The organism is Actinoplanes sp. NPDC049599, assembly GCF_044465625.1.
Classification (GTDB): Bacteria; Actinomycetota; Actinomycetes; order Mycobacteriales; family Micromonosporaceae; genus Actinoplanes.
Map to the genome: position 1 here is coordinate 74,463 of NZ_JBITLX010000026.1, position 22,972 is coordinate 97,434.

The following is a 22,972-nucleotide window of genomic DNA, read 5'->3' on the forward strand; positions in this document are numbered from 1 at the left end:
GAGTGCACGCGGTGGCGCTCACTCCGGAAAAGTTAAGGTCGCGCTTAATCTGCGATGACCTTCTTGACTGATGTTCATAGATGTGACTACCGTCTCTTCAACTTCCCTTTGGAAAGTTTCCTAACTGTTCTTGAGGAGACGCAGTGAAGAAATCCCTCCGCCGCGCCCTATGGGCCGGGGCCATCGTGGCGGTCGCCTCCGCTGCGGTACCCATGGTCCAGGCATCCGCCGCCGTCGCCTGTGCCCCCGCCTGGAGTTCCTCGGCGGTGTACGTCAAGGACAACCAGGTCTCGTACCAGTCGAAGAACTACACCGCGAAGTGGTGGACCACCAACGAGGTCCCGACCGCGAGCGGCGAGTGGGGCGTCTGGGCCGACAAGGGCGCCTGCGGTGGCACCACGCCGCCCACCACCCCGCCGACCACGCCCCCGACCACGCCGCCCACCACCCCGCCCACGACGCCGCCGACCACCCCGCCGACCACCGGCCCGGCCGGCAAGGCCGTCGTCGGTTACTTCGCCGAGTGGGGCGTCTACGGCCGCAACTACCACGTCAAGAACCTGGTGACCAGCGGCTCGGCGGCCAAGCTGACCCACATCCTGTACGCCTTCGGCAACACCACCGGCGGCCAGTGCTCGATCGGTGACGCGTACGCCGACTACGACAAGGCCTACACCGCGGCGGACAGCGTCGACGGCGTCGCCGACACCTGGGACACCGGCGCGCTGCGCGGCTCGTTCAACCAGCTGCGCAAGCTCAAGAAGCTGTACCCGAACATCAAGGTGATCTGGTCGTTCGGCGGCTGGACCTGGTCCGGCGGCTTCACCCAGGCCGCCGCGAACCCGACCGGATTCGCGAACTCCTGCTACAACCTGGTCAAGGACTCCCGCTGGGCGGACGTCTTCGACGGCATCGACGTCGACTGGGAGTACCCGAACGCCTGTGGCCTGAGCTGCGACGCGTCCGGCCCGGCCTCGTACAACAACGTCATCAGCGCGCTGCGGAACAAGTTCGGCCAGAGCTTCCTGGTCACCTCGGCGATCTCGGCCGACGGCTCCAACGGCGGCAAGCTGGACGCGGCCGACTACGCGTCGGGCATCGCGAAGCTCAACTACGTCTTCCCGATGACCTACGACTACTTCGGTGCGTTCGCCGCGCAGGGCCCGACCGCCCCGCACTCGCCGCTGACCTCCTACGCCGGCATCCCGCAGCAGGGCTTCTGGTCCGACGCGGCGATCCAGAAGCTGAAGAGCAAGGGCGTCCCGTCGAACAAGATGCTGCTCGGCATCGGCTTCTACGGCCGCGGCTGGACCGGCGTCACCCAGACCGCACCGGGCGGCTCGGCCACCGGCGCGGCGCCGGGCACCTACGAGGCCGGCATCGAGGACTACAAGGTCCTCAAGAACAGCTGCCCGCCCACCGGCACCGTCGGCGGCACCTCGTACGCCAAGTGCGGCAGCAACTGGTGGAGCTACGACACCCCGAGCACCATCGCCGGCAAGATGACCTACGCGAAGCAGCAGGGTCTCGGCGGGGCGTTCTTCTGGGAGTTCTCCGGCGACACCGCCAACGGCGAACTGATCACCGCCATCAAGAACGGCCTCAACTGATCCAGTCCTAGGAAGTGGGGCGCCGGGGTCCTCCCGGCGCCCCTCTTTTGTTGCGCGGATAGGCTTCTGACATGCGCCGAGAGTGGCATCAGCTCAGTCATCCCGGGGTCGGGACCACCGCCCTGCAGACGTCCCGCCCGTCTACCGACTCCGCCGAGGACTCGGCGCTGGGGCTGGACCGGTGGCGGGACCTCCCGCGCCTGCAGATGCCGCCGTGGGCCGACCCGGCGGAGGTCGCCTCGGTCTGCCGGGTGCTCGACACCGTCCCGTCGATCGTGGCGCCGTACGAGGTCGACCAGCTCCGGCACCGGCTCGCCGAGGTCTGCGAGGGCCGCGCGTTCCTGCTCCAGGGCGGCGACTGCGCGGAGACCTTCGCCGACAACACCGAGAGCCACCTGCTGGCCAACGCGCGCACGCTGCTGCAGATGGCGGTCGTGCTGACGTACGGCGCCTCGATGCCGGTGGTCAAGGTGGCCCGGGTCGCCGGGCAGTACACCAAGCCCCGGTCCGCCGCGACGGACTCGCTGGGGCTGCCGGCGTACCGCGGTGACCTGATCAACTCGCTGGAGGCCGACGAGGCCGCGCGGGTGGCCGACCCGCAGCGCATGATCCGGGCGTACGCGAACTCGGCCGCGGCGATGAACATGCTGCGGGCGTACCTGTCGGGCGGGCTGGCCGACCTGGCCGGCCTGCACGACTGGAACAAGGACTTCGTCCGTGCCTCGCCGGCCGGCGAGCGCTACGAGGCGATCGCCCGGGAGATCGACCGCGCCCTGGACTTCATCCGGGCCTGCGGCATGACCGAGGACGAGGCGCTGCGCACGGTCAGCCTGTACTGCTCGCACGAGGCGCTGGCGCTGGAGTACGACCGGGCGCTGACCCGGGTCTCCGACGGCAAGGCGTACGGCCTGTCCGGGCACTTCCTGTGGATCGGTGAGCGCACCCGGCAGCTCGACCACGCGCACATCGACTTCATCAGCCGCATCGCGAACCCGATCGGTGTCAAGCTCGGCCCCGGCACCAGCCCGGAGACCGCGATCGAGCTGTGCGAGAAGCTCAACCCGGAGAACATCCCGGGCCGGCTCACGCTGATCAGCCGGATGGGCAACGGCAAGGTGCGCGACGCGCTGCCGCCGATCGTGGAGAAGGTCACCGCCACCGGCGCCAAGGTGGTGTGGCAGTGCGACCCGATGCACGGCAACACCCACGAGTCGTCGAACGGCTACAAGACCCGGCACTTCGACCGGGTGGTCGACGAGGTGCTCGGCTACTTCGAGGTGCACCGCGGGCTGGCGACCCACCCGGGCGGCATCCACATCGAGCTGACCGGCGAGGACGTCACCGAGTGCCTGGGCGGCGCGCAGGGCATCGAGGATCTCGACCTGCCGGACCGCTACGAGACGGCCTGCGACCCGCGGCTCAACACCCAGCAGAGCCTGGAGCTGGCCTTCCTGGTCGCGGAGATGCTGCGTGGTTGATCTGCGGTCCGACACGGTGACGCGGCCGACCGCGGCCATGCGCGAGGCGATGGCCACGGCGGCGGTGGGCGACGACGTCTTCGGCGACGACCCGACGGTGATCGCGCTGGAGCGCCGGGTGGCGGAGCTGTTCGGGCACGAGGCGGCGCTGTTCGCCCCGTCCGGCACGATGGCCAACCAGATCGCGCTGCAGCTGGTCGTGCCCCCGGGCGGCGAGTTGCTGGCGGGCGCGGACGCGCACGTGGTCACGTACGAGATGGGCGCCGCCGCCGCGCTCGGCGGCATCTCCACCCGCACCTGGCCGTCGACCGGCGCGGCCCTGGACGTGGCGCAGATCGAGGCGATGATCCGCCCGGCCGGCTACCCGTCGGTGCCGACCCGGGCGATCGCCGTCGAGCAGACCCACAACCTCGGCGGGGGCGGGGTGACCAGCCTGGCGACCCTGCGGTTGCTGCGCGCGGTGGCGGACGCCGCCGGGATCGCGCTGCACTGCGACGGCGCCCGGATCTGGCACGCGCACATCGCGGACGCCGTGCCGCTGGCGGAGTACGGCCGGCTCTTCGACACGCTCTCGGTGTGCCTGTCGAAGGGCCTGGGCGCGCCGGTCGGCTCGCTGGTGGTCGGCAGCGCGGCCCGCATCGCGCAGGCCCGGCTGCTGCGCAAGCGGCTGGGCGGCGGCATGCGCCAGGTCGGCATCCTGGCGGCGGCCGGACTGCACGCATTGGACCGGCACGTGGCCCGGCTGGCCGAGGACCATGCGCGGGCCCGGCGGCTGGCCGAGGCGCTGGAGCCGTGCGGGGTCGTCGACGCGGCGCGGGTGCGCACGAACCTGGTGCCGCTGGACCTGACGAAGTCGGCGCTGGACGCCCCGTCCCTGGCCGCGGCGGCGGCCGAGCGAGGGGTGCTGATCGCGGCGATGCTGCCGCGCACCGCGCGGCTGGTGACCCACCTGGACGTGGACGACGAGGGCATCGAGGAGGCGGCCGGGGTGCTGCGGGAGCTGCTCTCCTGACCGGTGGTCAGTCGTCGGGTTGCCAGGCGGCGACGGTGGTGACGGTGGCCTGCTGGGGAAAGACCTGCTCGGTCAGCACCCGGTGCACCTCGGGGTCGGCGTCGAGGCAGGCGTCGGCCGGCACGGTGAGTTCGTAGTCCAGGTCGGCCGCCTGGCGCAGCGTGGAGAGCACCACCCCGCTGGTTGCGATGCCCGTGAGCACCAGGTGCTCGAAGCCCCCGGCCCGCAGGACCAGCTCCAGGTCGCTGCCCGCGAACGCGCTGACCCGCCGCTTGGTGACGATGATGTCGCCGGGTTCGGGTGCCACCTCGGGGTGGATCTCCATGGCCTGCGGGCCGCCCGCCGCTGCCGCTGCCGGGTTGCGGGCCAGGCCGCCGAACATCTTGTTGCGGGTGCTCACCTCCGGGGCTCCGGGGCGGAACCCGACGACCGCGTAGAGCACCGGGACGCCCGCCGCCCGGGCCGTGCTGATCGCCTCCCGCAGGCGCGGCAGGTACGCCGGATCGGGGTAGCGGGCCACGACGGCGTTCTGGACATCCATGACGAGCAGGGCTTGCTTGGCCACGGTCAGCCCCTTCCGGATCGGCGACAAGTCAACACATGATTACTTGCCCCGGACGGTCATGTCAACGAGTGGTTACTTACGTTAGGCTGGGGCGGTGACCAGTTCAGCCGGCGCCGGGCCGCGCAAGCGGGATGCCGCAGCCACCCGCCAGGCGCTGCTGGACGCCGCGCGCAGCCGCTTCGAGCGCCTCGGCTACGACCGCACCACGCTGCGGGATGTGGCCGCCGACGCCGGGGTCAACCCGGCCCTCGTCAAGCGGTACTTCGACGCCAAGGAGGGCCTGTTCAAGGCGGCCCTCGCGAGCACGCCGCGGTTCGTCGGCGGGCCGGGGGAGTTTCCCGGGGACCGCGCCGCGCTGGCCGAGGCGCTGAGCCACCAGCTGTCGGCCGGCGGCCGGCCCGAGCACGGCGAGCACCCGGTGCTGATGCTGCTGCGGGTCAGCGGCGACGAACGGGTGGACAGCCTGCGCCGGCAGGCCCTGGCGGACTTCAGCCGGCAGGTGCTCGACGTGGCCGAGCCGGGCGACGACGGCCTGCTGCGGGCCCAGCTGCTGGTCGCGTTCGGGGTCGGGATCGCCGTGGTGCGGTCCGCGGTCGGTCTGCAGCCGCTGGCCGGCGCGACCGCCGACGAGTTGCTCGGGCCGCTGCGCGCGGTCGTCGACGGGTTGCTCGCGCCCCCGTCCGGAGGCGGGGACTACCTGCCGGGGTCGGCCGGCACCTGATCCGGGACGTACCGCCGTGCCGTGGTGATCCCGGGCCGGGGCTCGGTCACCGCTGCGGGCGGAGGCTCTTGAGCAGCGCGATGTCCGCGGCGTGGCCCTCGTGTTCGTGGCCCGACGGGGTCTCCACGATCACCGGGACGCCGGCGGTCGCCGGGTGGGCCAGCAGCTCCGCGAACGCCGCGGTGCCGATCCGCCCCGCGCCGATGGTCTCGTGCCGGTCCCGGGTCGAGCCGCACTCGTCCTTCGAGTCGTTGGCGTGGATCAGCTGGAGCCGGCCCGGGCCGACGGTGGCCACCAGGGCGTCCAGGGTCTCGGTCATGCCGCCCGGCGTCGCCAGGTCGTGCCCGGCGGCCCAGGCGTGGCAGGTGTCGAAGCACACGCCCAGCCACGGGTGGTGCTCCACCGCCGCCAGGTACGGCCCCAGGTCCTGCACTTTCGACGCCAGGCTGCGCCCGCCGCCCGCGCTCGGCTCCACCAGCACCTTCGGCAGGCCCCGCGCCGCCGCCACGTCCAGCAGCGGCAGCAGCGCCTCGCCCACCTGATGCAGGGCCTTGTCGTCGTGGGCCGGGTCGACCGAGCTGCCCGCGTGGTAGATCACCGCCGTCGCGCCGATCGCGGCGCCGCGGCGCAGCGCGTGCTCCAGGGTCTCCACCGACCGCTGCACGGTCTGCTCGGTGGGGGAGCCCAGGTTCACCAGCAGCGACGCGTGGATGTACGCCGGCAGCCCGCGTTCACCGCAGCCGTCCCGGAACAGCGTGTCCTGCTTCGGGTCGCCCGGCGGCAGCGCCCAGCCCCGCGAGTTCGACACGTACACCTGCAGCGCCTCGGAGCCCGCGGCGTCCACGTACGGCAGTGCCGCCTTGGCCAGGCCACCCGAGGTCTTCGTGTGCGAGCCGACCGGCCGGCTCACGCGCACGTCAGCACCACCTCGGTCTGCGGCGGCACCGGGGAGCCCGCGGCCGGGTTCTGCACCCGGACCAGCCCGTTCGGGTTGAAGTCCAGGCGGGCCCGCAGCCCCTGGGCCTCCAGCGTGGCCTTCGCCTGCTGGCACGGCTGGTTGTTGACGTCCGGCACGGAGACCTGCGGCGGGCCCTTGCTGACCACCAGCTTGATCTCGTCGTCCTTCTCGGCGCCGGTGCCCGGGGCCGGGGACTGGTCGATGACCTGGTCGGCGGGCTGGTCGTTGTCCTTGTACTGCTCCACCACGGTCAGGCCGAGCTGCTGGGCCTGCGCCCGGGCGTCGTTGATGTTCTTGCCCTTGAGGTCGGGCACGGTGATCGGCGCCCGCCCCTTGCTGACCACGAGCGTGACGGTGGCGCCGGGCTTGAGCTGCGCGTTCGCCTTGGGGTCGGTGGAGATGACCACGCCCTGCGGGATCGAGTCGCTGTACTTGCCGGTGCCTTCCTTGGCCTTGAGCTTGGTGCCCTCCAGCTCGCCGCGGGCCGCGGCCAGCTCCATGCCGACCACGTCGGGCACCGGGTAGCGCTCGGGGCCGAGCGACAGCGTGAGGGTGACGGCGCCGCCCTTGATGATCCGTTCGGCGGCCGCCGGGTCCTGGCTCAGCACCACGTCCTTGGGCACGTTCTCGCTGAACGCGCCGTCGCCGATGCGCAGCTCGAAGCCCTCCTTGGCGGCGACCTGCTCGGCCTGCGCCCGGCTCATGCTGACCAGCTGCGGGGTGTCGGTGTAGCGGCCGAGCGTGACCCACCAGGTGCTGGCGACGACGACGAACACCATCAGCACCACGGCGGCCAGGATCAGCGCCTGGTGGCGGTCGTTGCGGAGCCGGTCGATCAGGCCGGCCAGGCCGCCCGCCGCGGCCGGTGGCCCGGCCCGGCGCTGGCCGCCGCGCGAGACGGTGCCCTGCTCGGGCAGGCGGGCCCAGGGGGGCCGGTCGCCGCGCGCCGGGGGCAGGACGGAGGTGATGGCGGGCACCAGCGCGGTGGCGTCGGCGGCCGGCGGGCGGGCGGGCACCTGGCGCAGCAGCGCGGTCTCCACGTTCGCCGCGCCCAGGTCGTCGCGGACCACCTGCACCTCGGCGAGCATCGCGCCGGCGTCGGTGGGGCGGGCGCCGGGGTCGCGGCGGGTGGCCCGGGCGACCAGCTCGTCGAGCACGGTGGGCAGGCCCTTGACGATGCTGGACGGCGCCGGGACGTCGTTGTCGACGTGCTGCCAGGCCACCTCGACCGGCTCGTCGCCGTCGTACGGCACCCGGCCGGTGAGCATCTCGAAGAGCACGATGCCGGCCGAGTAGACGTCGGTGCGCGCGTCCGCGTGCCCGTCGGTGACCAGCTCGGGCGCCACGTACGCGACCGTGGCCATGAGCTGGCCGGAGTCGTCGGTGGTGCTGGCCTCGACCGCGCGGGCCAGGCCGAAGTCGGCCACCTTCGCCACGCTGTCGACCAGGTTGGCGATGCCGCCGCTGGGCGCCTCGGCGACCAGCACGTTCTCCGGCTTCACGTCGCGGTGCACCAGGCCGGCGCGGTGCGCGGCGGCGATGGCGGCGAGCATCTGCTCCAGGATGGCCAGTGCCTCGACCGGGTTCAGCCGGCGCCGCTGGGTGAGCAGGTCGCGCAGCGTGCGGCCCTGCACGTACTCCATCACCAGGTACGGCAGGCCCTGGTGGCGGCCTTGGTCGTAGACGGCGACGACGTTGGGGTGGGTGAGCCGGGCGATCGTCTTGGCCTCGTCGGTGAACCGGTCGACGAAGTGCACGTTGGTTGCCTGTGACGGGTGAATGATCTTCAGCGCCACGGTGCGTTCGAGCCGGCCGTCCACGGCGGTGTACACAGTCGCCATGCCACCACGGGCCACGCGACCGGTGATCCGGTAGCGCCCGTCAATCGTCGTGCCGATCAACGTGTCGGCGACAGTCGTGTCCATCGGCGTGAAGTGTATGTGTCCTTCCGGGTGTGGCAGCCCAGGATGTCATAGCTGAGACCGAACGGGTACAGCGCGAAGCGGTGACCAGGGCATACGGGAAAAAACGACCCGCGGAGCCGGCGCTCCGCGAGTCGTTTATGGTGATAAATCGGATCAGTACCGCCGCGCGTGGCGTACCCGGTTCTCGGCCTCGGCCGTGCTCGCGTCGCCGGATCCGCTCGGCGGCGCCGGGCTCGGCGACTCGGAGGGCTCCGGCGACGCGCTGCTGTCCGTTGAGGACGCCGCCGGCGACGGGGTCGCCGACGGGCTCTGCGGGGTCGGCACCGGCGCGGTCGGCGTCGGCACCGGCGGGTTGGCGCAGCAGCCGGTCGGTTGGGTCTCCGGGTCGGCGCCCACCGTGGTCAGCCGGGGCCGTGGCGCGGTGACCCGCGGCGGGACCGGCGCGGCGGTGGTCGTCGTGGGCAGCACCCGGATGGCGCCGGGCGCGGGCTCGGCGGCCGGGCCGGGCGCCGCGGGTGCCCGGCCGGCGCTGTGGGCGGTGCCCTTGCCCAGGCCGGAGTTGGCCAGCTCACCCTCGGTGCCGCGGGGCGCCTCGGCGGCCAGCGGGTACGGCTCGGCGCCGGCCGGCTGCCCGTCGACCAGCCCGCCGAGCCCGTTGACCACCGCGAAGTAGCTGCCCGCGGCCCCCGCGACCGCGAGGACGCCGAAGGCCGAGACCGCCACCAGCCGGCGTGGCCGGGGCACGAGCCGCTCGCCGGTGAGGTCCGCGCCACCGAACGTGTGGAACCCGGTCGAGGTCACCTCCGGGCGAGGATCGCGCGAGCTCGCGTCCGGCCGGTGGGCGTTCGGCTGGGGCCGGCTCAGGTCGTACCGCACCGAGCGCCACGCTCCGGCGGCCTCGGTGCGGGCTTTCCGCCACAGGGTCATCGGGACATTTCTCCGATCTCGAGGAACCGGGGCGTTCCCGGTTCCGCGTGCTCCGCTTGGTCGGCCTCGGCGCGGGCATGGCACGCTGGTCGGGTGACCGATTCCGTAACCGTGGGTGAGGCGGCGGCCCCGCAGCCCTCCGGCCCGTCCGAGTGGATCAACCTGCCCGATGTGGCGGACAAGCTCGACGTGTCGATCAGCAAGGTGCACCAGATGATCCGCGACGGTGCGCTGCTCGCCGTCCGGCGCAACGGCATCCGTGTCGTGCCGGCGGATCTGGTGGCCAACAACACTGTGCTCAAGCACCTCCCCGGCGTCCTCACTCTGCTTCGCGACGCTGGGTACAACGACGAAGAAGCGCTCCGGTGGCTCTACGAACCCGACGCGACCGTGGACGGCTGCGGCGCCAAGGGGCTCGGCGGGGACCGGGCCCGCGAGGTCAAGCGGCGCGCCCAGGCCCTCGGTTTCTGACCGCCCGGATGCGACACCTGGCGTACGTTCTTGTGCTCGCGGGCTGCCTGGTGTCCGCGATCTGGCTGGAGCCGGTGCTGAAGGTCAACGTGCTGCGCCGGTGGCGCCGGCTGCTGCTCACGTTGCTGCCGGTGGTGGTCGTCTTCGTGCTCTGGGACCTGGCCGCCATCGCCGCCGGGCACTGGACGTTCGACCCGGAGCAGACCACCGGCGTGCTGTTCCCCGGCGGCCTGCCGCTGGACGAGCTGCTGTTCTTCGTGGTGGTGCCGGTCTGCGCGGTGCTGGGCTTCGAGGCGACCCGGGCGGTCCTGCGCCGGCCGGTCGGCGACGAATGACCTACACCGTCGCGGCGCTGCTCGGGGTGCTCGGTGCGCTCGCCGTGGATCTCGCGGTGCTGCGGACCCGGCTGGTGACCCGTGCGGTGTTCTGGGCCACGTACCCGATCATCATCACCTTCCAGCTGCTGTCCAACGGCATCCTGACCGGCCGCCGCATCGTCATCTACGACCCGGCGGCGATCATCGGCTGGCGGCTGGTCTTCGCGCCGGTCGAGGACCTGCTGTTCGGCTTCGCGATGGTGCTGCTGACCCTGTCGGTCTGGGTCTGGCTGGGCCGGCGCGGGGTGCAGCGCACGCCGGCGGCGGGGGAGGGCAGCCGGCTGCTGCGCTGGGCCCGGGCCCGGATGCGGCAGCGCGATTCGCTCGATATGTGACACGATGCGCCGGTGCGTCCCCGGCCAATGCTGCTGATCGCCGCGGCCGTGCTGGCAGTCGTGCACGTCATCGGCGTGCTGTTCGCCCGGCCGCTGTGGCGGCCCGCGGAGGTGGTGGCGGCGCTGTGCCTGCTGGCGTACACGATCGGCGCCGGGTCCTGGGTGCTGACCGCGGCGGCGGGTGTGCTGGTGGCCGGGGCCGCGCTGACCGTGCCGGAGCCCGGCGGCGACGCCGGGATGCAGGTGCTCAGCCCGGAGCAGTACACGAGCCTGTTCCGGCAGGATCAGCTGGAGACCCTGACGCGGGTGACGGCGGCCCTGCTGTTCGTGCTCCTGCTGCTGGTGGTCGCGGTGCTGCGCCGGCCGGCCCCCGGCCGGGCGGTGCTCGGCGCGGCGGCGGTCGCGGCACTCCTGATCATCGGGTACGCCGTGGTGCGTTCCGTCGTCATCCTGTCCGCCGGCCCGCGCCCCACCGAGACGTCCTGGTCGCTGGGCGTGGGGGCGGTCCTGCCGTTGCTGCTGGCGCTGGCGGCACTGGCGCTGGCCGTGGCGGCAGCGGCGAACCGGCGGTGGCGGGCCGCGGCGGGTGCGGTGCTGTTCGTGGCGGTGGCCGTGATCTTCCTCGACGCGGCGGTCGGCGCCGTGGCGCTGCCCTACGAGGTCCGCGACTACGCGCAGCTGTTCGCGCTGGACCTGATCACCGCGACGGACGCGGTGCCGCAGCCGACCCTGGCGCTGACCGTGGCCCTCCAGCTCACCGCCGCGATCCTCGCCGTCGCCGGCCTCAGCGCGCGGCGCTGACCGCCGCGATCGCGGCGTGCGGCCGCTGGTTGTCGTCGCCGGGCCGCCGTTCGCGCTCGACCTCCGTGAAGCCGGATCGCGCCAGCCGCGCCGAGAACTCGTCGACGGGCCACCGGTACGCCGTCACGACCTTGTGGTCGAAGGCGCCGGCCTCGTCGCCGTCGACGAAGCCGGCCACCAGCGTGCCGCCGGGAACCAGCACCCGGCGGAACTCGGCGAGGACCTCGTCCAGGTCGTCCGGCGGCAGGTGGATCAGCGAGTACCAGCACAGGAGGCCGGCCACGGTGCCGTCGCCGGCGTCGAGGCTCCGCAGCGACCCGAGGCGGTAGCTGCCGGTCGGATGGGTGGCGCGGGCGTGGGCGACGAACTCGGGAACCAGGTCGATGCCCACCGCGTCGACGCCCAGCGTCCGCAGGTAGCCGGTGAGATGGCCGGGTCCGCAGCCCAGATCGAGCACGGTGCCGGGCCGGATCGTCAGGTGCCGCCCGATCAACGCGAGATCGTCGGCGGGGACCTTCCCGGTGGCGCCGAACAGGTCGATGTAGAGCTCCGCGACCGCCGCGTACGCCTCCCGGACCTGCCGCACGGTCAGACCGCGCGGCGGGTGGCGGCGTCGGCCAGCTCGAGCAGCACCCCGCGCGCCTCCTCGTCCATCTCGGCGTCGGCCAGCACGGCCAGCGCCGTCCCGGTCAGGGAGGTGATCCGCTCCTCGGTGCGGGCCGGCGCCCCGCTGTCGCGGATCAGCGTGCGCAGCCGTTCGACGCCGGCGTCGTCCAGGCCGGGATCGCCCAGCCGGGCCTCCAGCTCGGCCTGCCCGGCCGTGCCGAGCGCCTCGTGTGCGGCCGCCACCAGGTACGTCCGCTTGCCCTCGCGCAGGTCGTCGCCCGCCGGCTTGCCGGTCTGCGCCGGGTCCCCGAACACGCCGAGCACGTCGTCGCGCAGCTGGAACGCCTCGCCCAGCGGCAGGCCGTAGCCGGAGTAGGCGTGCAGCAGCGGCTCGGGTGCGCCGGCCAGCGCCGCGCCGAGCAGCAGCGGCCGCTCGACCGTGTACTTGGCCGACTTGTACCGGGCGATCTTGCCGGCGCGTTCGGTCGACAGGTCGCCGGTGACCACGGTGAGCACGTCCAGATACTGACCCGCGGTCACCTCGGTGCGCATCTCGTCGAAGACCGGCCGGGCCCGGGCCAGGTCGGCCGGGTCGATGCCGGAGGTGTGCAGCAGCTCGTCGGACCAGACCAGCGCCATGTCGCCGAGCAGGACGGCCGCGCTGTCGCCGAAGCTGTCGCCGGAGCCGCGCCAGCCGGCCGCGGCGTGCTCGGCGGCGAACCTGCGGTGGATGGCCGGCTCGCCGCGCCGGGTGTCCGAGCGGTCCATCAGGTCGTCGTGGATCAAGGCGCTGGCCTGCACCAGCTCCAGCGCCGCGACCGCCGCGACCACCTGGTCGGAGTCGGCCCCGCCGGCGCCGCGGTACCCCCAGTACGCGAACGCCGGCCGCAGCCGCTTGCCGCCGCCGAGCACGAAGTCGTCGAGGGCGTCGGCGATCTCACCGAGCACCTGGTCGATGGCGAGCAACCGGGAACGCTGGCCGGCCAGGAACGCGGCGAGGGCCTTGTCGACGCGCGGCCGCAGGCCGGCACGTTCAAGCGGGGACGTCACGGGGCCAACCTAGCCGGTTCACCCGGGTCCGCCAGCCGGTAGAGTCATGGTGTGTCTCTCGGACTTCCCTCACGGCTCCCGACGTCTCCGGCGATCGGGGAGCTCATCCGTCGTCCGGACCCCACCTTCTCGTTCGAGTTCATGCCGCCCAAGACCCGCGAGGGCGAGCAGCTGCTCTGGCAGACGATCCGCGAGCTGGAGACGCTCCGGCCGGACTTCGTCTCGATCACCTACGGCGCCGGCGGCAGCACCCGCGACACCACCGTCGCGGTGACCGAGCGGATCGCCACCGAGACGACGCTGCTGCCCATGGCCCATTTCACCGCGGTCAACCACTCGGTCGCCGAGCTGCGCAACGTCATCGGCCGGCTGGCCGGCGCCGGCATCCGCAACGTGCTCGCGGTGCGGGGCGACCCGCCCGGCGACCCGCTGGGCGAGTGGGTGCGCCACCCCGAGGGCGTGCTCTACGCCGAGGATCTGGTGCGGCTGCTGCGCGAGTCCGGCGACTTCAGCGTCGGGGTCGCCGCGTTCCCCTACAAGCACCCGCGCTCGCCCGACATCGAGACCGACACCCGCAACTTCATCCGGAAGTGCCGGGCCGGCGCCGACTTCGCCATCACCCAGATGTTCTTCGAGGCGGACGAATACCTGCGGCTCCGCGACCGGGTCGCCGCGGCCGGCTGCGACACGCCGATCGTGCCGGGGGTGATGCCCGTGCTGAGAATGGCGACCATCGCTCGCGCCGCGCAGCTCTCCGGCGCGCCGTTCCCGCCCGCGCTGCTGGCCCGCTTCGAGCGGATCGCCGACGACGCCGCCGCGGTGCGCGCGCTCGGCATCGACCTGTGCAGCGAGATGTGCCAGCGGCTGCTCGACGAGGGCGTGCCGGGCATCCACTTCATCACCATGAACCGATCCACGGCGACCCGCGAGGTGTGGCAGCACCTGGCCGCCAACGTCCCGGCTTGACCTGGCAGGAGTACGCGGCGGCCTGGTCCAGGCTGCACGGCGGCTTCGACCCCGAGACCGCCGCGCCCGTCGTGCGCGGCTGGATCCGGCTGGCGTACCGCGGCGGCAGCCTGCTGGGCCGGCTGGGGGTCGGCCCGGGTGCCGTCACCGCGGCCGGCCTGGTGCTCTGCGTGGCGGTGCCGTTCGCCGCCCTGCTCGGCCGTCCCGGTCTGCTGCTCGGCGCCCTGCTGGTGCTGCTCGCGAGCTGCGCCGACGCGCTCGACGGCGCGGTCGCCGTGGTGACCGGCCGGGTCAGCCGGCTCGGCTTCGTCTACGACTCGGTCGCCGACCGGCTCGGCGAGCTGGCCTGGCTGGCGGCCTTCTGGGTGGCCGGGGTGCCGGGCTGGCTGGCGGCCGCCGGCGCGGCGGTGAGCTGGCTGCACGAGTACGTGCGGGCCCGCGCCGCCGCCGGGGGCATGGACGGCCTGGGCATCGTGACCGTCGGCGAGCGCCCCACCCGGGTGTCGGTGGCGATCAGCGGGCTGCTGGTCGGCGGCCTCGCGGGTCTGCTGCACCCCGGCTGGGAGACCACAGTCGTCCAGGTGGCGGCGGTCGCCTGGCTGGGGCTGGGCGTGCTCGGCCTGGCCCAGCTTGCCCTCGCGGTGCGCCGCGAGCTGTCCGCCTGACGATCTTTTATTCGGTTGTCCGAAATGGTGGCCGCGCCCTACCTTTTCCACGAACAAAGAAGGAGACCACGTGACGGCCTACCGGCACGAGAGCAGGGCTGACAGCCCCGGTTGACGCGCGCCCGCGGGCACCGGCGGCCGCTCGTCCCTGGGTTCGGGACGGGCGGTTTTTCGTGCGCGAGACACAGGGGAGGTGACCCGCGATGAGCGTGGTCCTCGTACTCAACGCCGACTTCGGGCCGCTGCACCGGGTCAGCGTCCGGCACGCCATCCGCATGCTGTTCCGCGAGGTGGCGGTCGTCGAGGAGGCGCGGCCGGACGCGCGCATGGGCGTCTTCCCGATCCCGACCGTCGTCCGCCTGGTCAGCTACGTCGTGACGCGCTGGCGGCACGGCCGCGGCCCGGGCTGGTCGCGGGCCGGGGTGCTGACCCGCGACGGCCGGCGCTGCGCGTACTGCGGCGGCACCGCCTCCACCATCGACCACGTCCTGCCGCGTTCGCGGGGCGGCGGCAACACCTGGCTCAACACCGTCGCGGCCTGCGGGCGCTGCAACCAGCGCAAGGGAAACCGCACGCCGGCGGAGGCGCGGATGCCGCTGCGACAGGCGCCGACGGCGCCCGGCTGGGCGGCTGCGGCCGCGCTCTGATGACGACGGCCGGCGGGTTCACACGGGGGTCCGTCGGTCGTCCCATCAGACCGGTTGCAGCAGCGATTCCAGCATCGTCCGGTACGCCTGCGGGTGCACCACCGGGACGCCGTACTGGCGGGCCTTCTTGGCCGTGCCGGACATCGATTCGGGGTCGGCGGCGATCAGCAGCCGGGTCTTCTTGCTGACGGCCTCGCCCACCACCAGCCCGGCGGCCTCGGCGTCGGCCTGCCACCTCTCGCGGTCCGGCGCCATCGTCTCGGTGAACACCACCACGTCCCCGCGCTCCAGCTGCCAGAACCGCCGGTTCGCGCCGGCCGGGTGCCGGGCCGCGTCGGCCAGCACCCGCTCGACGGCCGACGCGGGCAGGCCGACGAGATCGGCGACGCGCTCCAGGTCCTGCCGTTCGGCCGGGGTCAGGATGCCGTCGGCGAGCGCCACCGTGGCGAGCCCGGTGAGGTACCGCCGGTGCAGGCTGCGCGCGTCCGCCCGGCCCAGCCCGAGCGCCTCGGCCATGGTGACCAGCCCCTCGGCCTCGGTCGCCGAGATGTCCCGGTCGAGCAGTGTCTGATCGAGCAGGTCCAGATAGGCGTCCGCGCGGGGTTCCTGCTGCCGGGGCAGGCGGTCGGCGAGCCGGGTGAGGAAGTGCGGTTCGCGGGACCCGGGGGAGCGGCGGCGCACCGGAGCGGCGGTCGACGGCGGCACGGTCGGCCAGGCCTGCGTGCGGCACCGGGCCAGGGTGGGTGTCCACGGCGGCGGCGTGCCGGTGATGGTCAGGTAGTGGGCGAGCAGGTCCGCCGCGGCGTGGGCGTCGTGCAGGGCCGAGTGGGCCCGGTGGCCGGGCAGGCCCGCGGCGCGGCGGCAGTCGTGCAGGCTGCGCCCGGCGCTGGGCAGGAAGTGCGGCGCCAGCTGCATCGTGCACAGGCCGAGCCGGGCGTCCACCGGCACGGCGTGGCCGAGGTGGCGGAACTCGGCGGCCAGGAACAACGCGTCGAAGGCGAGGTTGTGGGCGACCAGCGTGCGTCCCCGCAGCAGATCGGAGACCTGGCCGGCGAGCTGGGCGAAGGTCGGCGCCTGCCCGGCCTCGGCCGCCGAGATGCCGTGGATGTGCTGCGGCCCGAGGTCGCGGTCCGGGTTGATCAGGCTGCACCACTCGTCCTGGACCCGGCCGCGCTCGTCGAGGTGCACCACCGCGATCTCGACGATCCGGTCGTGCCAGGACGCCCGTAGCCCGGTGGTCTCGACATCGATGACCGCATACATGATGCTCCTACGTGCCGTTAGTCCTGATTGCCCCAAGCCGTCCGGCTCGGCCATGACGCTAACAACGCTGCGCAGGGCTAGGACTCCGCTGCGTGGGGGGTCTTCCTCGGCTGAAACCCGGTGAGAACAGGACGACACGCTGAGATGGCCAGCCGCCCCGCCTTCGGATCATCCGGTAGCGGATGATCCCGCGATACGCTGGTTTCATGTCCTCCGCCGCTCCCGAGCGCACCGTCCGCGACGTCACCGGCCTGCTCAACATGGCCGGCCACGCGCTGTCCAACCGGCTGGCCGCCGCGCTGGCCGCCGTCGATCTGACGCCGCGGATGCAGTGTGTCCTGGTGCACGCGCTGGCGGAGGAGCGGACCCAGATCCAGCTCGCCGCGCTCGCCGACCTGGACAAGACGACGATGGTCAGCACCGTCGACGACCTGGAGCGCCGCGGGCTGGCCGAGCGCCGTCCGTCCACCACCGACCGCCGCGCCCGGATCATCGCGGTCACCCCGGCCGGCCGGGCCGCCGCCGAGCAGGGTCAGCGGATCGTCGACCGGGTGCACGCCGAGGCGCTGGGCGCCCTGCCCGAGCCGGCCCGGGAGTCTTTCGTCGCGGCGCTGGCGCAGCTGGTCGACGGCGGGTTGGAGCCCGGCCCGAAGCCGGTGCGCCGGGCCCGCCAGGCGACAAGTAGGTGACAATAAGATAGTCCGCAAGCAGACTATCTGCTACGGTCGGACTATGGCTTCCTCCGGGTACCCGCGTCGTGCCGCGGCGCTCGCCGTGCTCTGCGCGATGTCGCTGATGATCGTGCTGGACAGCACGATCGTGGCCGTCGCCGTGCCCGCCATCCAGCTCGACCTCGGCTTCTCGCCCGCCGGCGTGGCCTGGGTGGTCAACGGCTACCTGATCGGCTTCGCCGGGTTCCTGCTGCTCGCCGGGCGGCTCGGCGACCTGCTCGGCGCCCGCCGCGTGTTCCTCGCCGGCCTGGTCGTGTTCACCGCCGCCAGCCTGCTCTGCGGCCTCGCCGACACGGCCGTGCTGCTGGTCGCGGGCCGGTTCGTGCAGGGTGTCGGCGGCGCGCTGGCGGCTGCGGTGATCTTCAGCCTGATCGTCCGGCTCTACCCGGAGCCGGGCCCGCAGGCCCGGGCGATCGGCGTCTACAGCTTCACCCAGGCCGGCGGCGCCGCCGTCGGCTTCGTCGCGGGCGGGCTGCTGACCGAGGCCGCCGGCTGGCCGTGGATCTTCCTGGTCAACGTGCCGATCGGGGCGGCGGTGCTGGTCGGCGCGCTGCGGGCGGTGCCCCGCGAGGCGGGTCCCGGCCTGGGCGACGGGTTGGACCTGAGCGGGGCGGTCCTGATCACGGCGGGCCTCTCGCTCGGCGTCTACGCCATCGTGGCCGGTGGATTCCGGTACGGCGCGGTCGCGCTCCTGCTGGTCGCGGCCTTCCTGCTCCGCCAGCGGCACGCCCGCCGCCCGCTGGCGCCGCTCGACGTCCTGGGCCGCCGCCGGCTGCTGGGCACCGGCGCGACGGTGGTGCTGATCTTCGCCACCGGCATGGGCTTCCAGTTCATCAACGCCCTGTTCCTGCAGCGGGTGCTCGGCCTGGACGCGATCGGCACCGGCCTGGCGTTCCTGCCCACCCCGTTGGTGATCGGTGTGCTCTCGCTGGTCGTGGCGCCACGGGTGACGGCCCGCTACGGCGCCCGCCCGGTGCTGCTGGCCGGCCTCGGCGTGCTGGCCGCGGGCCTGCTGCTGCTGGCCCGGGCCCCGGCCGACCCCCGGTACGCGACCGACGTCCTGCCCTCGCTGATCATCATGGGCCTGGGCATCGGGGTGGTGATCCCGGCGATCATCATGCTCGCGATGGCGGACGCGGCACCGCACGAGACCGGGCTGGTGTCCGGGCTGACCAACACGGCTCAGCAGGCGGGCGCGGCGCTGGGCCTGGCGGTGCTGGCGGTGGTGGCGGCCCGGGTGACCGACGCGAGCCTGGCGGCCGGGGTCGGCGAGGTCGCGGCGCTGCGCGACGGTTACAGCCGGGCCTACCTGACGGCGGCGGGGTTCTCGCTGGGCGCGCTGATCGTCAGCGCACTCACGCTCCGCCACCCGCCGTCGGTCCGACCCGCGCCGTCCGCCGCCGCCACCGACCGCTCGCTCGCTACCGGACCAGCCCGCCGTTCCCGACGGACCCGCCGCCGTGTCGTCCCGGCGCCCACGGGACCTGTCGCGATCGAGCCACCACTCTGCCGCCAGTAGCGGCACCGTCCACCCAGCCCGGACACCCACCAGGCCGCGGCGAGGCGCGGGTCCTCCTGCGGGGCGGCGACGGTGATCCGCGGACGACGGCCGGCTGCTCGCCCACTTCGTCACCGCGGACCGGATGCCCGCCCTGGCGGCTGCGGACGGCGATCTTGAGGAGTCGTTCGGGGTTCGGCCCGACGCTGTCAACGTATTGTTGACGGGTGGCGGAGGCTGAGCTCAGGCACCTGACGGAGCTCAGCGCGGCCCGGGCCGCGCTGGACGAGCGTGAGCTGGAGCTGATCGACCGGACCCGGCAGGCGGGCGCTACCTGGGCGCAGATCGCCGCCGCGCTCGGCCTGGCCAGCCGGCAGGCCGCCGAGCAGCGCCGGCAGCGGCTGCTGGCGGCGGCACGGTCGCGACGGCACGACCAGGATCTCCGGTACGCCCACAGCATCGTCACGCTCCGCGCCGCGGTAGACGACCTGCACCGCAGCATCGCCGCCGACCGCCGCTGGTCAGCCCGTTTCCCGCGCGCGGCCCTGGTGCGGGCGACCGTGCGGACGGCTCTGGACGCGCCCCCGGGCGGCCTCTACGCGCTGGCCGCCCAGGCCGACGAGGACCTCACTGCCGCACCCCTGCCCGGTCACGTCCGGATCGCCGCCACGGCCCTGCACCTCGCACTGTCAACAGAACATTGACGTCATCCGAAGGACTTGAGCCTCAACGGCTCAGTTACCGAGGATGGCTCCCATGCGCCGTAACGCCGTCCTGTTCGTGGTGATCTCCGTGCTGTCCGGCTTCGGCAGCACCGCGATGTCGCTGGTCGCGGGCATCTGGATCCTGGATCTGACCGGTTCGGCGAGCCGGGCCGCCCTCGCCGGCCTCTGCGTCTACGCGCCGACGCTGTTCGGCCCGTGGCTGGGTGGCCTGCTCGACCGGCTGCCCCGGCGCCCGCTGCTGGTCGCCACCAACCTGCTGCTGGCCGCGTCGCTGCTGAGCCTGCTCGCGGTCCGGGGCCCGGCGCAGACCTGGCTGATCTACGCCGTGTCACTCGCGTACGGGATCAGCTACGTCCTGCTCGACGCGGGCGAGTCGGCGCTGCTGCCGGCGGCTCTGCCGGCCGGCACCCTGGGCGAGGTGAACGGCTGGCGCTCCAGCGCCCAGGAGGGCATGAAGCTCGTCGCCCCGCTGGCCGGCGCGGGCCTCTACGCCTGGCAGGGCGGCGGGGCAGTCGCCGTGCTCTGCGCGGCGCTGCCCGTGGTGGGCGCGCTCCTGTACCTGGCCCTGCGCCTGACCGCGGTGCCGGCCTCGCCGGAGCGGGGCCTGCGCGCCGGCTCGTCCGTGCTGCTGGGGCGGCGGGTGCTGCGGGTGACCGTCACGCTGGCCGCCGTCTCGATCGGTGTGTCGGGCTTCGCCATCGCCGCCCAGTACGAGGTCGTGACGGTCGGGCTGGGCCTGCGCTCGGCGTTTCTCGGGGTGCTGCTCAGCGCCCACGGCGCGGGTTCCGTCGCGGGTGGTCTCATCGTCGGCCGGCTGATCGCCCGGCGGGGGGTGACGGCGATCGGTGTGGCCGGGACGGTGCTGTTCGCGGCGGGCCTGCTGGCGCGGTGCCTGCCGTGGTGGCCGGCGCTGGTGGCGGGCGCGGTGCTCGGGGGTGTCGGCCTGCCCTGGACCCTGATCGCCGCGGTCACGGCCGTCCAGACCCACACCCCGGTGGAGCTGCTGGGCCGGGTCGCGGCCACGGCCAACACGGTGATGTTCGGCCCGACCGCGCCGGCCATCCCGCTGGGTGCGGCGGCGGTCCAGGTCGGAGCCCGCGCGACGCTGCTGGCCGGCGCCGCCCTCTGCCTGACCGCGGCCGTGGCCGCCGCGCGTCGCCCGGGGGGCCTTGATCGTTCTGCTGGGCATGAGGAAACGGTGCGCGATGGCGCTGACCTGGCTCGCGGTCGCGTCGCTCCTGACGGTCCCGGCGTCCGCTGAGAGCGCGTCCAGCCGGGCCGGCCTCGCGGCCACGGCGGCGCGGCTGGACGCGCTGCACCGGCGGGTCTCCGGCAACCGCGCCGAGCGGAGGGCCTCGGAGCTGCTCAGCTATCACCAGATCGAGGGTGGCGTGGCGGCGTGCATGCGAGCCGCCGGCAAGACCTACCGGGTTGCCCCGTTCGTGAGCCGCTACGACCTGTTCACCGACGCAGACCTCGGCTACGGCACCGGCAGCGGCAGCGTCTTCGACTCGATCACCGGCCGGGGGCGTTCGGTCATCCTCAACGAGCTCGCCGGCGCCCGCTTCGCCCGGGCCGGATTGCTGACCTGGTGGGACTCGCTGCCGGCGGCCGACGTGCCGGCCCACAACCGGTGCACCGCGCGGTTCCAGCACCGGACCTACCCGGACTACGAGCCGCCCGCCGGGGTGAACCGGTTCTCCGGCTTCGCGGACCTGTTCGCGCCGGTGGTGCGCGATCCCGCGGTCATCGCCGCGCTGCGGCCCTACCGCGGCTGCATGAAGCAGCGGTACGGCTACGACGTCGACGAGCGCACCGACTTCCTCTTCCGGCCGCGGATCTCGTACCGGGACGCGCCGCTCGACGGCCGCCCACCGACCGCGGCGTGGACCCGTGGCGTCCGGGAGGTCCGGGCCGCGTTCGCCGCCGATGTGGACTGCCGGCTCCCGGCGTACCGGATCGCCATGCGGTTGCTCGCGCCGCGCCTCGGGCCCTGGGAGCGATGGCACCGGGAGGAGCTGGACAGCATCCACCGTGCGTGGCGCCAGCGGGTCATCCAGGCCCGTGACCTCCCTCAACCGGTTGGGGCAACTGTGCACATTGGCCGTTAATCGGCGATTTGCAGGAGATGTCGAGTGCGGTGACCGCAGTCAGCGGGGTCGAACCGTTCAGCCGATCCGGTGTGGTGTGACGGGTGTGAATCATGTGGCGTCCCCTCGACACCACTCCCGGAGCACGCATTCATGCAGATCAACCCGTATTTCCGTGCCGCGACAGCCGCCGCGCTCGGCGGCTGCGCGTCCTTCGCCTTCGTCGCCACGGCGTGGGCGGCGCCCGTCTCCACCACCACCATTGACATCAACCCCGGCAACGTCCCGGCCACCGCTGCCGACTACGAGCACGAGTGCGGCGACAACCTGGGCGGCGGCCCCTACCCCGGCAAGGACGTGTGGGTCTTCAACCTGCCGGGCAACGCCGGCAAGACGGGCGCCTTCACCGAGATCACCGCGACGTTCGACACCGACGGAGCCGGCGACCGGGCCGTGGTCATCGAGGCCGGGGCCGCGGACGGTGACGACATCGTCTTCGTGGGCCACAGCAAGGCGTACGCGATCACCACGGCCGGCTGGACCCTGGTCGGTGCGACGGCCACGATCACCGGCCAGGCGGACAAGTTCGTGCTGACCCACACGTGCGCGGCGCCGTCCACGCCGCCCACCACCACAAAGCCCGCCACGACGCCGCCCACCACGACGCCGGCCACCACCACGCGGCCACCACCCCGACCGGGACCGCCACCGGCGACAGCACGCCGTCACCGACCGGGACCCCCGAGCCGTCGCCGACGCCGCCCGCCGGCACCGGGACAGGAACTGGCGGTGGCCTGCCGCTGACCGGCGCCGCCGCCAGCAGCATCGCCGCGCTCGGCGTGGCCCTGGTCGGTGGTGGCGCGACCCTGCTGCTGCGCCGCCGGCGCCGGTTCGTCGCCTGACCCACCGCGAGCCGCGGCAGCCGGCCCGCCCCGAACGGTCACCGACCGTCCGGGGCGGGCCGTGCCGTCATTGTGCCGCCGGTGGTGCGGTCAGCCCGTAGTCGAGGGTGCGCGGCGGATTCCCCCTCCGCCTTGAACACGTTGTAGCCGAAATGGCCGGGTAGCGCGTGCAATAGAAATGCGTGGTCGCGCGCAGGGCCGCCCGTTTAGCTGTGCCGTCGGCCACCGATCCCGCGGTCTGGTCCGGCATCGATTCCTGGGCGGCCAGCGTCTGGAATCCGTATTCCACCACAATCGGCGCGCCCGGCTGGCCGGCCACCGCCCGGTCCGCCGCCGCGCGCAGCCGGGGCGCGTCGATCAGCTCGTCCGCGCTGCTGCCGGCGTCGGCCACCCGGCTGCCCGGATAGCTGTAGCTGGTCAGCACGTAACCGTCGGCGCCGCTGTCGCGGTAGGACGGGATCCGGTACGAGCCGTCCCAGCCGTAGAACAGCCCGAGGAACACCGGGGCCGTGCCGGCGTGCTGGCGGACCAGGCCGACCAGCGTGCGTGCGTACGTGACCTGGCGCTGAGCGGACAGCGCCGAGTTCACGCCGCCGAGGCGCTGCTGCACCCGCGGGTCGTCCACCGGCATGTTCAGCGCCAGGTACGC

General features: G+C 73.5%; 26 protein-coding genes. 18 read left to right on the forward strand and 8 right to left on the reverse strand.

The window, feature by feature from the left end; genetic code table 11:
* Positions 1 to 143 precede the first annotated feature (143 nt).
* The 3 genes from ACIBQZ_RS33560 (at position 144) to ACIBQZ_RS33570 (ending at position 4,100) form a co-directional block, all read left to right on the forward strand.
* Positions 144 to 1,610, forward strand: a complete 1,467-nt coding sequence (locus ACIBQZ_RS33560; RefSeq protein ID WP_396092853.1) for a glycosyl hydrolase family 18 protein — start codon at positions 144 to 146, stop codon at positions 1,608 to 1,610.
* A gap of 71 nt (positions 1,611 to 1,681) precedes the next feature.
* A complete protein-coding gene (locus tag ACIBQZ_RS33565; protein WP_396092854.1) occupies positions 1,682 to 3,088 on the forward strand; it encodes a class II 3-deoxy-7-phosphoheptulonate synthase in 1,407 nt (468 codons plus the stop codon).
* Entirely contained in the window at positions 3,081 to 4,100 is a 1,020-nt protein-coding gene (locus ACIBQZ_RS33570) for a threonine aldolase family protein (RefSeq protein ID WP_396092855.1), read from the forward strand. The genes ACIBQZ_RS33565 and ACIBQZ_RS33570 overlap by 8 nt, the downstream gene beginning before the upstream one ends.
* Positions 4,101 to 4,107: 7 nt before the next feature.
* Here ACIBQZ_RS33570 and ACIBQZ_RS33575 read toward each other — a convergent pair whose 3' ends face one another.
* Positions 4,108 to 4,665, reverse strand: coding sequence for a cysteine hydrolase family protein (locus ACIBQZ_RS33575; protein WP_396092856.1), 558 nt, complete (start codon positions 4,663 to 4,665; stop codon positions 4,108 to 4,110).
* Positions 4,666 to 4,759: 94 nt separating this feature from the next.
* Here ACIBQZ_RS33575 and ACIBQZ_RS33580 point away from each other — a divergent pair, with 94 nt between their 5' ends.
* Positions 4,760 to 5,386 (forward strand): TetR/AcrR family transcriptional regulator, encoded by a 627-nt coding sequence (locus tag ACIBQZ_RS33580; protein WP_396092857.1) that lies wholly within the window; start codon positions 4,760 to 4,762, stop codon positions 5,384 to 5,386.
* Between the two features lie 46 nt (positions 5,387 to 5,432).
* On the opposite strand, the gene ACIBQZ_RS33585 is transcribed toward ACIBQZ_RS33580, so the two are convergent.
* The 3 genes from ACIBQZ_RS33585 to ACIBQZ_RS33595 all read right to left on the reverse strand — a co-directional run bounded on the left by ACIBQZ_RS33585 (position 5,433) and on the right by ACIBQZ_RS33595 (position 9,196).
* On the reverse strand, positions 5,433 to 6,302 hold the full coding sequence (locus tag ACIBQZ_RS33585) for a deoxyribonuclease IV (protein ID WP_396092858.1): 870 nt from the start codon (positions 6,300 to 6,302) through the stop codon (positions 5,433 to 5,435).
* The gene (pknB, locus tag ACIBQZ_RS33590; RefSeq protein ID WP_396092859.1) at positions 6,293 to 8,269 is read right to left on the reverse strand and encodes a Stk1 family PASTA domain-containing Ser/Thr kinase; all 1,977 of its coding nucleotides are present in this window, start codon (positions 8,267 to 8,269) and stop codon (positions 6,293 to 6,295) included. Before pknB ends, ACIBQZ_RS33585 begins: the two co-directional genes overlap by 10 nt.
* Before the next feature lie 153 nt (positions 8,270 to 8,422).
* A complete protein-coding gene (locus ACIBQZ_RS33595; RefSeq protein ID WP_396092860.1) occupies positions 8,423 to 9,196 on the reverse strand; it encodes a hypothetical protein in 774 nt (257 codons plus the stop codon).
* 93 nt (positions 9,197 to 9,289) lie between these two features.
* On the opposite strand from ACIBQZ_RS33595, the gene ACIBQZ_RS33600 reads away from it, so the two are divergent.
* From ACIBQZ_RS33600 to ACIBQZ_RS33615, 4 genes are read left to right on the forward strand one after another with little or no spacing between them, the layout of a single operon-like run.
* Complete coding sequence (locus tag ACIBQZ_RS33600; RefSeq protein WP_396092861.1) at positions 9,290 to 9,667, forward strand: Rv2175c family DNA-binding protein; 378 nt, start codon at positions 9,290 to 9,292, stop codon at positions 9,665 to 9,667.
* Positions 9,668 to 9,675: 8 nt separating this feature from the next.
* The gene (locus ACIBQZ_RS33605) at positions 9,676 to 10,002 is read left to right on the forward strand and encodes a lycopene cyclase domain-containing protein (RefSeq protein ID WP_396092862.1); all 327 of its coding nucleotides are present in this window, start codon (positions 9,676 to 9,678) and stop codon (positions 10,000 to 10,002) included.
* Positions 9,999 to 10,379: a lycopene cyclase domain-containing protein gene (locus ACIBQZ_RS33610; protein ID WP_396092863.1), complete on the forward strand. Its 381-nt coding sequence runs from the start codon at positions 9,999 to 10,001 to the stop codon at positions 10,377 to 10,379. Before ACIBQZ_RS33605 ends, ACIBQZ_RS33610 begins: the two co-directional genes overlap by 4 nt.
* Positions 10,380 to 10,391: 12 nt before the next feature.
* Positions 10,392 to 11,180, forward strand: coding sequence for a hypothetical protein (locus tag ACIBQZ_RS33615; protein ID WP_396092864.1), 789 nt, complete (start codon positions 10,392 to 10,394; stop codon positions 11,178 to 11,180).
* Here ACIBQZ_RS33615 and ACIBQZ_RS33620 read toward each other — a convergent pair.
* The gene (locus ACIBQZ_RS33620) at positions 11,164 to 11,772 is read right to left on the reverse strand and encodes a class I SAM-dependent DNA methyltransferase (protein WP_396092905.1); all 609 of its coding nucleotides are present in this window, start codon (positions 11,770 to 11,772) and stop codon (positions 11,164 to 11,166) included. The genes ACIBQZ_RS33615 and ACIBQZ_RS33620 overlap by 17 nt on opposite strands.
* Positions 11,769 to 12,836: a polyprenyl synthetase family protein gene (locus ACIBQZ_RS33625; RefSeq protein ID WP_396092865.1), complete on the reverse strand. Its 1,068-nt coding sequence runs from the start codon at positions 12,834 to 12,836 to the stop codon at positions 11,769 to 11,771. Before ACIBQZ_RS33625 ends, ACIBQZ_RS33620 begins: the two co-directional genes overlap by 4 nt.
* Before the next feature lie 51 nt (positions 12,837 to 12,887).
* On the opposite strand from ACIBQZ_RS33625, the gene metF reads away from it, so the two are divergent.
* From metF to ACIBQZ_RS33640, 3 genes are all read left to right on the forward strand, one after another.
* Positions 12,888 to 13,802, forward strand: coding sequence for a methylenetetrahydrofolate reductase [NAD(P)H] (metF, locus tag ACIBQZ_RS33630; RefSeq protein WP_396092866.1), 915 nt, complete (start codon positions 12,888 to 12,890; stop codon positions 13,800 to 13,802).
* Entirely contained in the window at positions 13,799 to 14,467 is a 669-nt protein-coding gene (locus ACIBQZ_RS33635; RefSeq protein ID WP_396092867.1) for a CDP-alcohol phosphatidyltransferase family protein, read from the forward strand. The genes metF and ACIBQZ_RS33635 overlap by 4 nt, the downstream gene beginning before the upstream one ends.
* Positions 14,468 to 14,670: 203 nt before the next feature.
* On the forward strand, positions 14,671 to 15,114 hold the full coding sequence (locus ACIBQZ_RS33640; RefSeq protein WP_396092868.1) for an HNH endonuclease: 444 nt from the start codon (positions 14,671 to 14,673) through the stop codon (positions 15,112 to 15,114).
* A gap of 45 nt (positions 15,115 to 15,159) precedes the next feature.
* On the opposite strand, the gene ACIBQZ_RS33645 is transcribed toward ACIBQZ_RS33640, so the two are convergent.
* Entirely contained in the window at positions 15,160 to 16,377 is a 1,218-nt protein-coding gene (locus tag ACIBQZ_RS33645; RefSeq protein WP_396092869.1) for an exonuclease domain-containing protein, read from the reverse strand.
* Positions 16,378 to 16,583: 206 nt separating this feature from the next.
* Between ACIBQZ_RS33645 and ACIBQZ_RS33650 the strand changes: the two genes are divergently transcribed.
* The 7 genes from ACIBQZ_RS33650 to ACIBQZ_RS33680 all read left to right on the forward strand — a co-directional run bounded on the left by ACIBQZ_RS33650 (position 16,584) and on the right by ACIBQZ_RS33680 (position 22,323).
* A complete protein-coding gene (locus ACIBQZ_RS33650) occupies positions 16,584 to 17,066 on the forward strand; it encodes a MarR family winged helix-turn-helix transcriptional regulator (protein ID WP_396092870.1) in 483 nt (160 codons plus the stop codon).
* A 43-nt stretch (positions 17,067 to 17,109) separates the two neighbouring features.
* Positions 17,110 to 18,627: an MFS transporter gene (locus ACIBQZ_RS33655; RefSeq protein WP_396092871.1), complete on the forward strand. Its 1,518-nt coding sequence runs from the start codon at positions 17,110 to 17,112 to the stop codon at positions 18,625 to 18,627.
* A gap of 206 nt (positions 18,628 to 18,833) precedes the next feature.
* The gene (locus ACIBQZ_RS33660) at positions 18,834 to 19,310 is read left to right on the forward strand and encodes a hypothetical protein (RefSeq protein ID WP_396092872.1); all 477 of its coding nucleotides are present in this window, start codon (positions 18,834 to 18,836) and stop codon (positions 19,308 to 19,310) included.
* 52 nt (positions 19,311 to 19,362) lie between these two features.
* A complete protein-coding gene (locus tag ACIBQZ_RS33665; protein ID WP_396092873.1) occupies positions 19,363 to 20,592 on the forward strand; it encodes an MFS transporter in 1,230 nt (409 codons plus the stop codon).
* Positions 20,537 to 21,442 carry a hypothetical protein gene (locus ACIBQZ_RS33670; protein ID WP_396092874.1) on the forward strand — a complete coding sequence of 302 codons (906 nt, stop codon included), beginning with the start codon at positions 20,537 to 20,539 and terminating at the stop codon, positions 21,440 to 21,442. Before ACIBQZ_RS33665 ends, ACIBQZ_RS33670 begins: the two co-directional genes overlap by 56 nt.
* 132 nt (positions 21,443 to 21,574) lie before the next feature.
* Positions 21,575 to 22,225: a hypothetical protein gene (locus ACIBQZ_RS33675; RefSeq protein ID WP_396092911.1), complete on the forward strand. Its 651-nt coding sequence runs from the start codon at positions 21,575 to 21,577 to the stop codon at positions 22,223 to 22,225.
* A gap of 35 nt (positions 22,226 to 22,260) precedes the next feature.
* Positions 22,261 to 22,323 carry a hypothetical protein gene (locus tag ACIBQZ_RS33680; RefSeq protein WP_396092906.1) on the forward strand — a complete coding sequence of 21 codons (63 nt, stop codon included), beginning with the start codon at positions 22,261 to 22,263 and terminating at the stop codon, positions 22,321 to 22,323.
* A gap of 67 nt (positions 22,324 to 22,390) precedes the next feature.
* On the opposite strand, the gene ACIBQZ_RS33685 is transcribed toward ACIBQZ_RS33680, so the two are convergent.
* Complete coding sequence (locus ACIBQZ_RS33685) at positions 22,391 to 22,954, reverse strand: hypothetical protein (protein WP_396092875.1); 564 nt, start codon at positions 22,952 to 22,954, stop codon at positions 22,391 to 22,393.
* Positions 22,955 to 22,972: the final 18 nt, after the last annotated feature.

Excerpts from the sequence above, each read along its gene's own strand:
- ACIBQZ_RS33565 (WP_396092854.1), top strand. The coding sequence starts at position 1,682 with ATGCGCCGAGAGTGGCATCAGCTCAGTCATCCCGGGGTCGGGACCACC.
- pknB (WP_396092859.1), bottom strand. The coding sequence starts at position 8,269 with ATGGACACGACTGTCGCCGACACGTTGATCGGCACGACGATTGACGGG.
- ACIBQZ_RS33595 (WP_396092860.1), bottom strand. The coding sequence starts at position 9,196 with ATGACCCTGTGGCGGAAAGCCCGCACCGAGGCCGCCGGAGCGTGGCGC.
- ACIBQZ_RS33605 (WP_396092862.1), top strand. The coding sequence starts at position 9,676 with ATGCGACACCTGGCGTACGTTCTTGTGCTCGCGGGCTGCCTGGTGTCC.
- ACIBQZ_RS33610 (WP_396092863.1), top strand. The coding sequence starts at position 9,999 with ATGACCTACACCGTCGCGGCGCTGCTCGGGGTGCTCGGTGCGCTCGCC.
- ACIBQZ_RS33640 (WP_396092868.1), top strand. The coding sequence starts at position 14,671 with ATGAGCGTGGTCCTCGTACTCAACGCCGACTTCGGGCCGCTGCACCGG.
- ACIBQZ_RS33645 (WP_396092869.1), bottom strand. The coding sequence starts at position 16,377 with ATGTATGCGGTCATCGATGTCGAGACCACCGGGCTACGGGCGTCCTGG.
- ACIBQZ_RS33650 (WP_396092870.1), top strand. The coding sequence starts at position 16,584 with ATGTCCTCCGCCGCTCCCGAGCGCACCGTCCGCGACGTCACCGGCCTG.
- ACIBQZ_RS33655 (WP_396092871.1), top strand. The coding sequence starts at position 17,110 with ATGGCTTCCTCCGGGTACCCGCGTCGTGCCGCGGCGCTCGCCGTGCTC.
- ACIBQZ_RS33665 (WP_396092873.1), top strand. The coding sequence starts at position 19,363 with ATGCGCCGTAACGCCGTCCTGTTCGTGGTGATCTCCGTGCTGTCCGGC.
- ACIBQZ_RS33670 (WP_396092874.1), top strand. The coding sequence starts at position 20,537 with ATGGCGCTGACCTGGCTCGCGGTCGCGTCGCTCCTGACGGTCCCGGCG.
- ACIBQZ_RS33675 (WP_396092911.1), top strand. The coding sequence starts at position 21,575 with ATGCAGATCAACCCGTATTTCCGTGCCGCGACAGCCGCCGCGCTCGGC.
- ACIBQZ_RS33685 (WP_396092875.1), bottom strand. The coding sequence starts at position 22,954 with ATGCCGGTGGACGACCCGCGGGTGCAGCAGCGCCTCGGCGGCGTGAAC.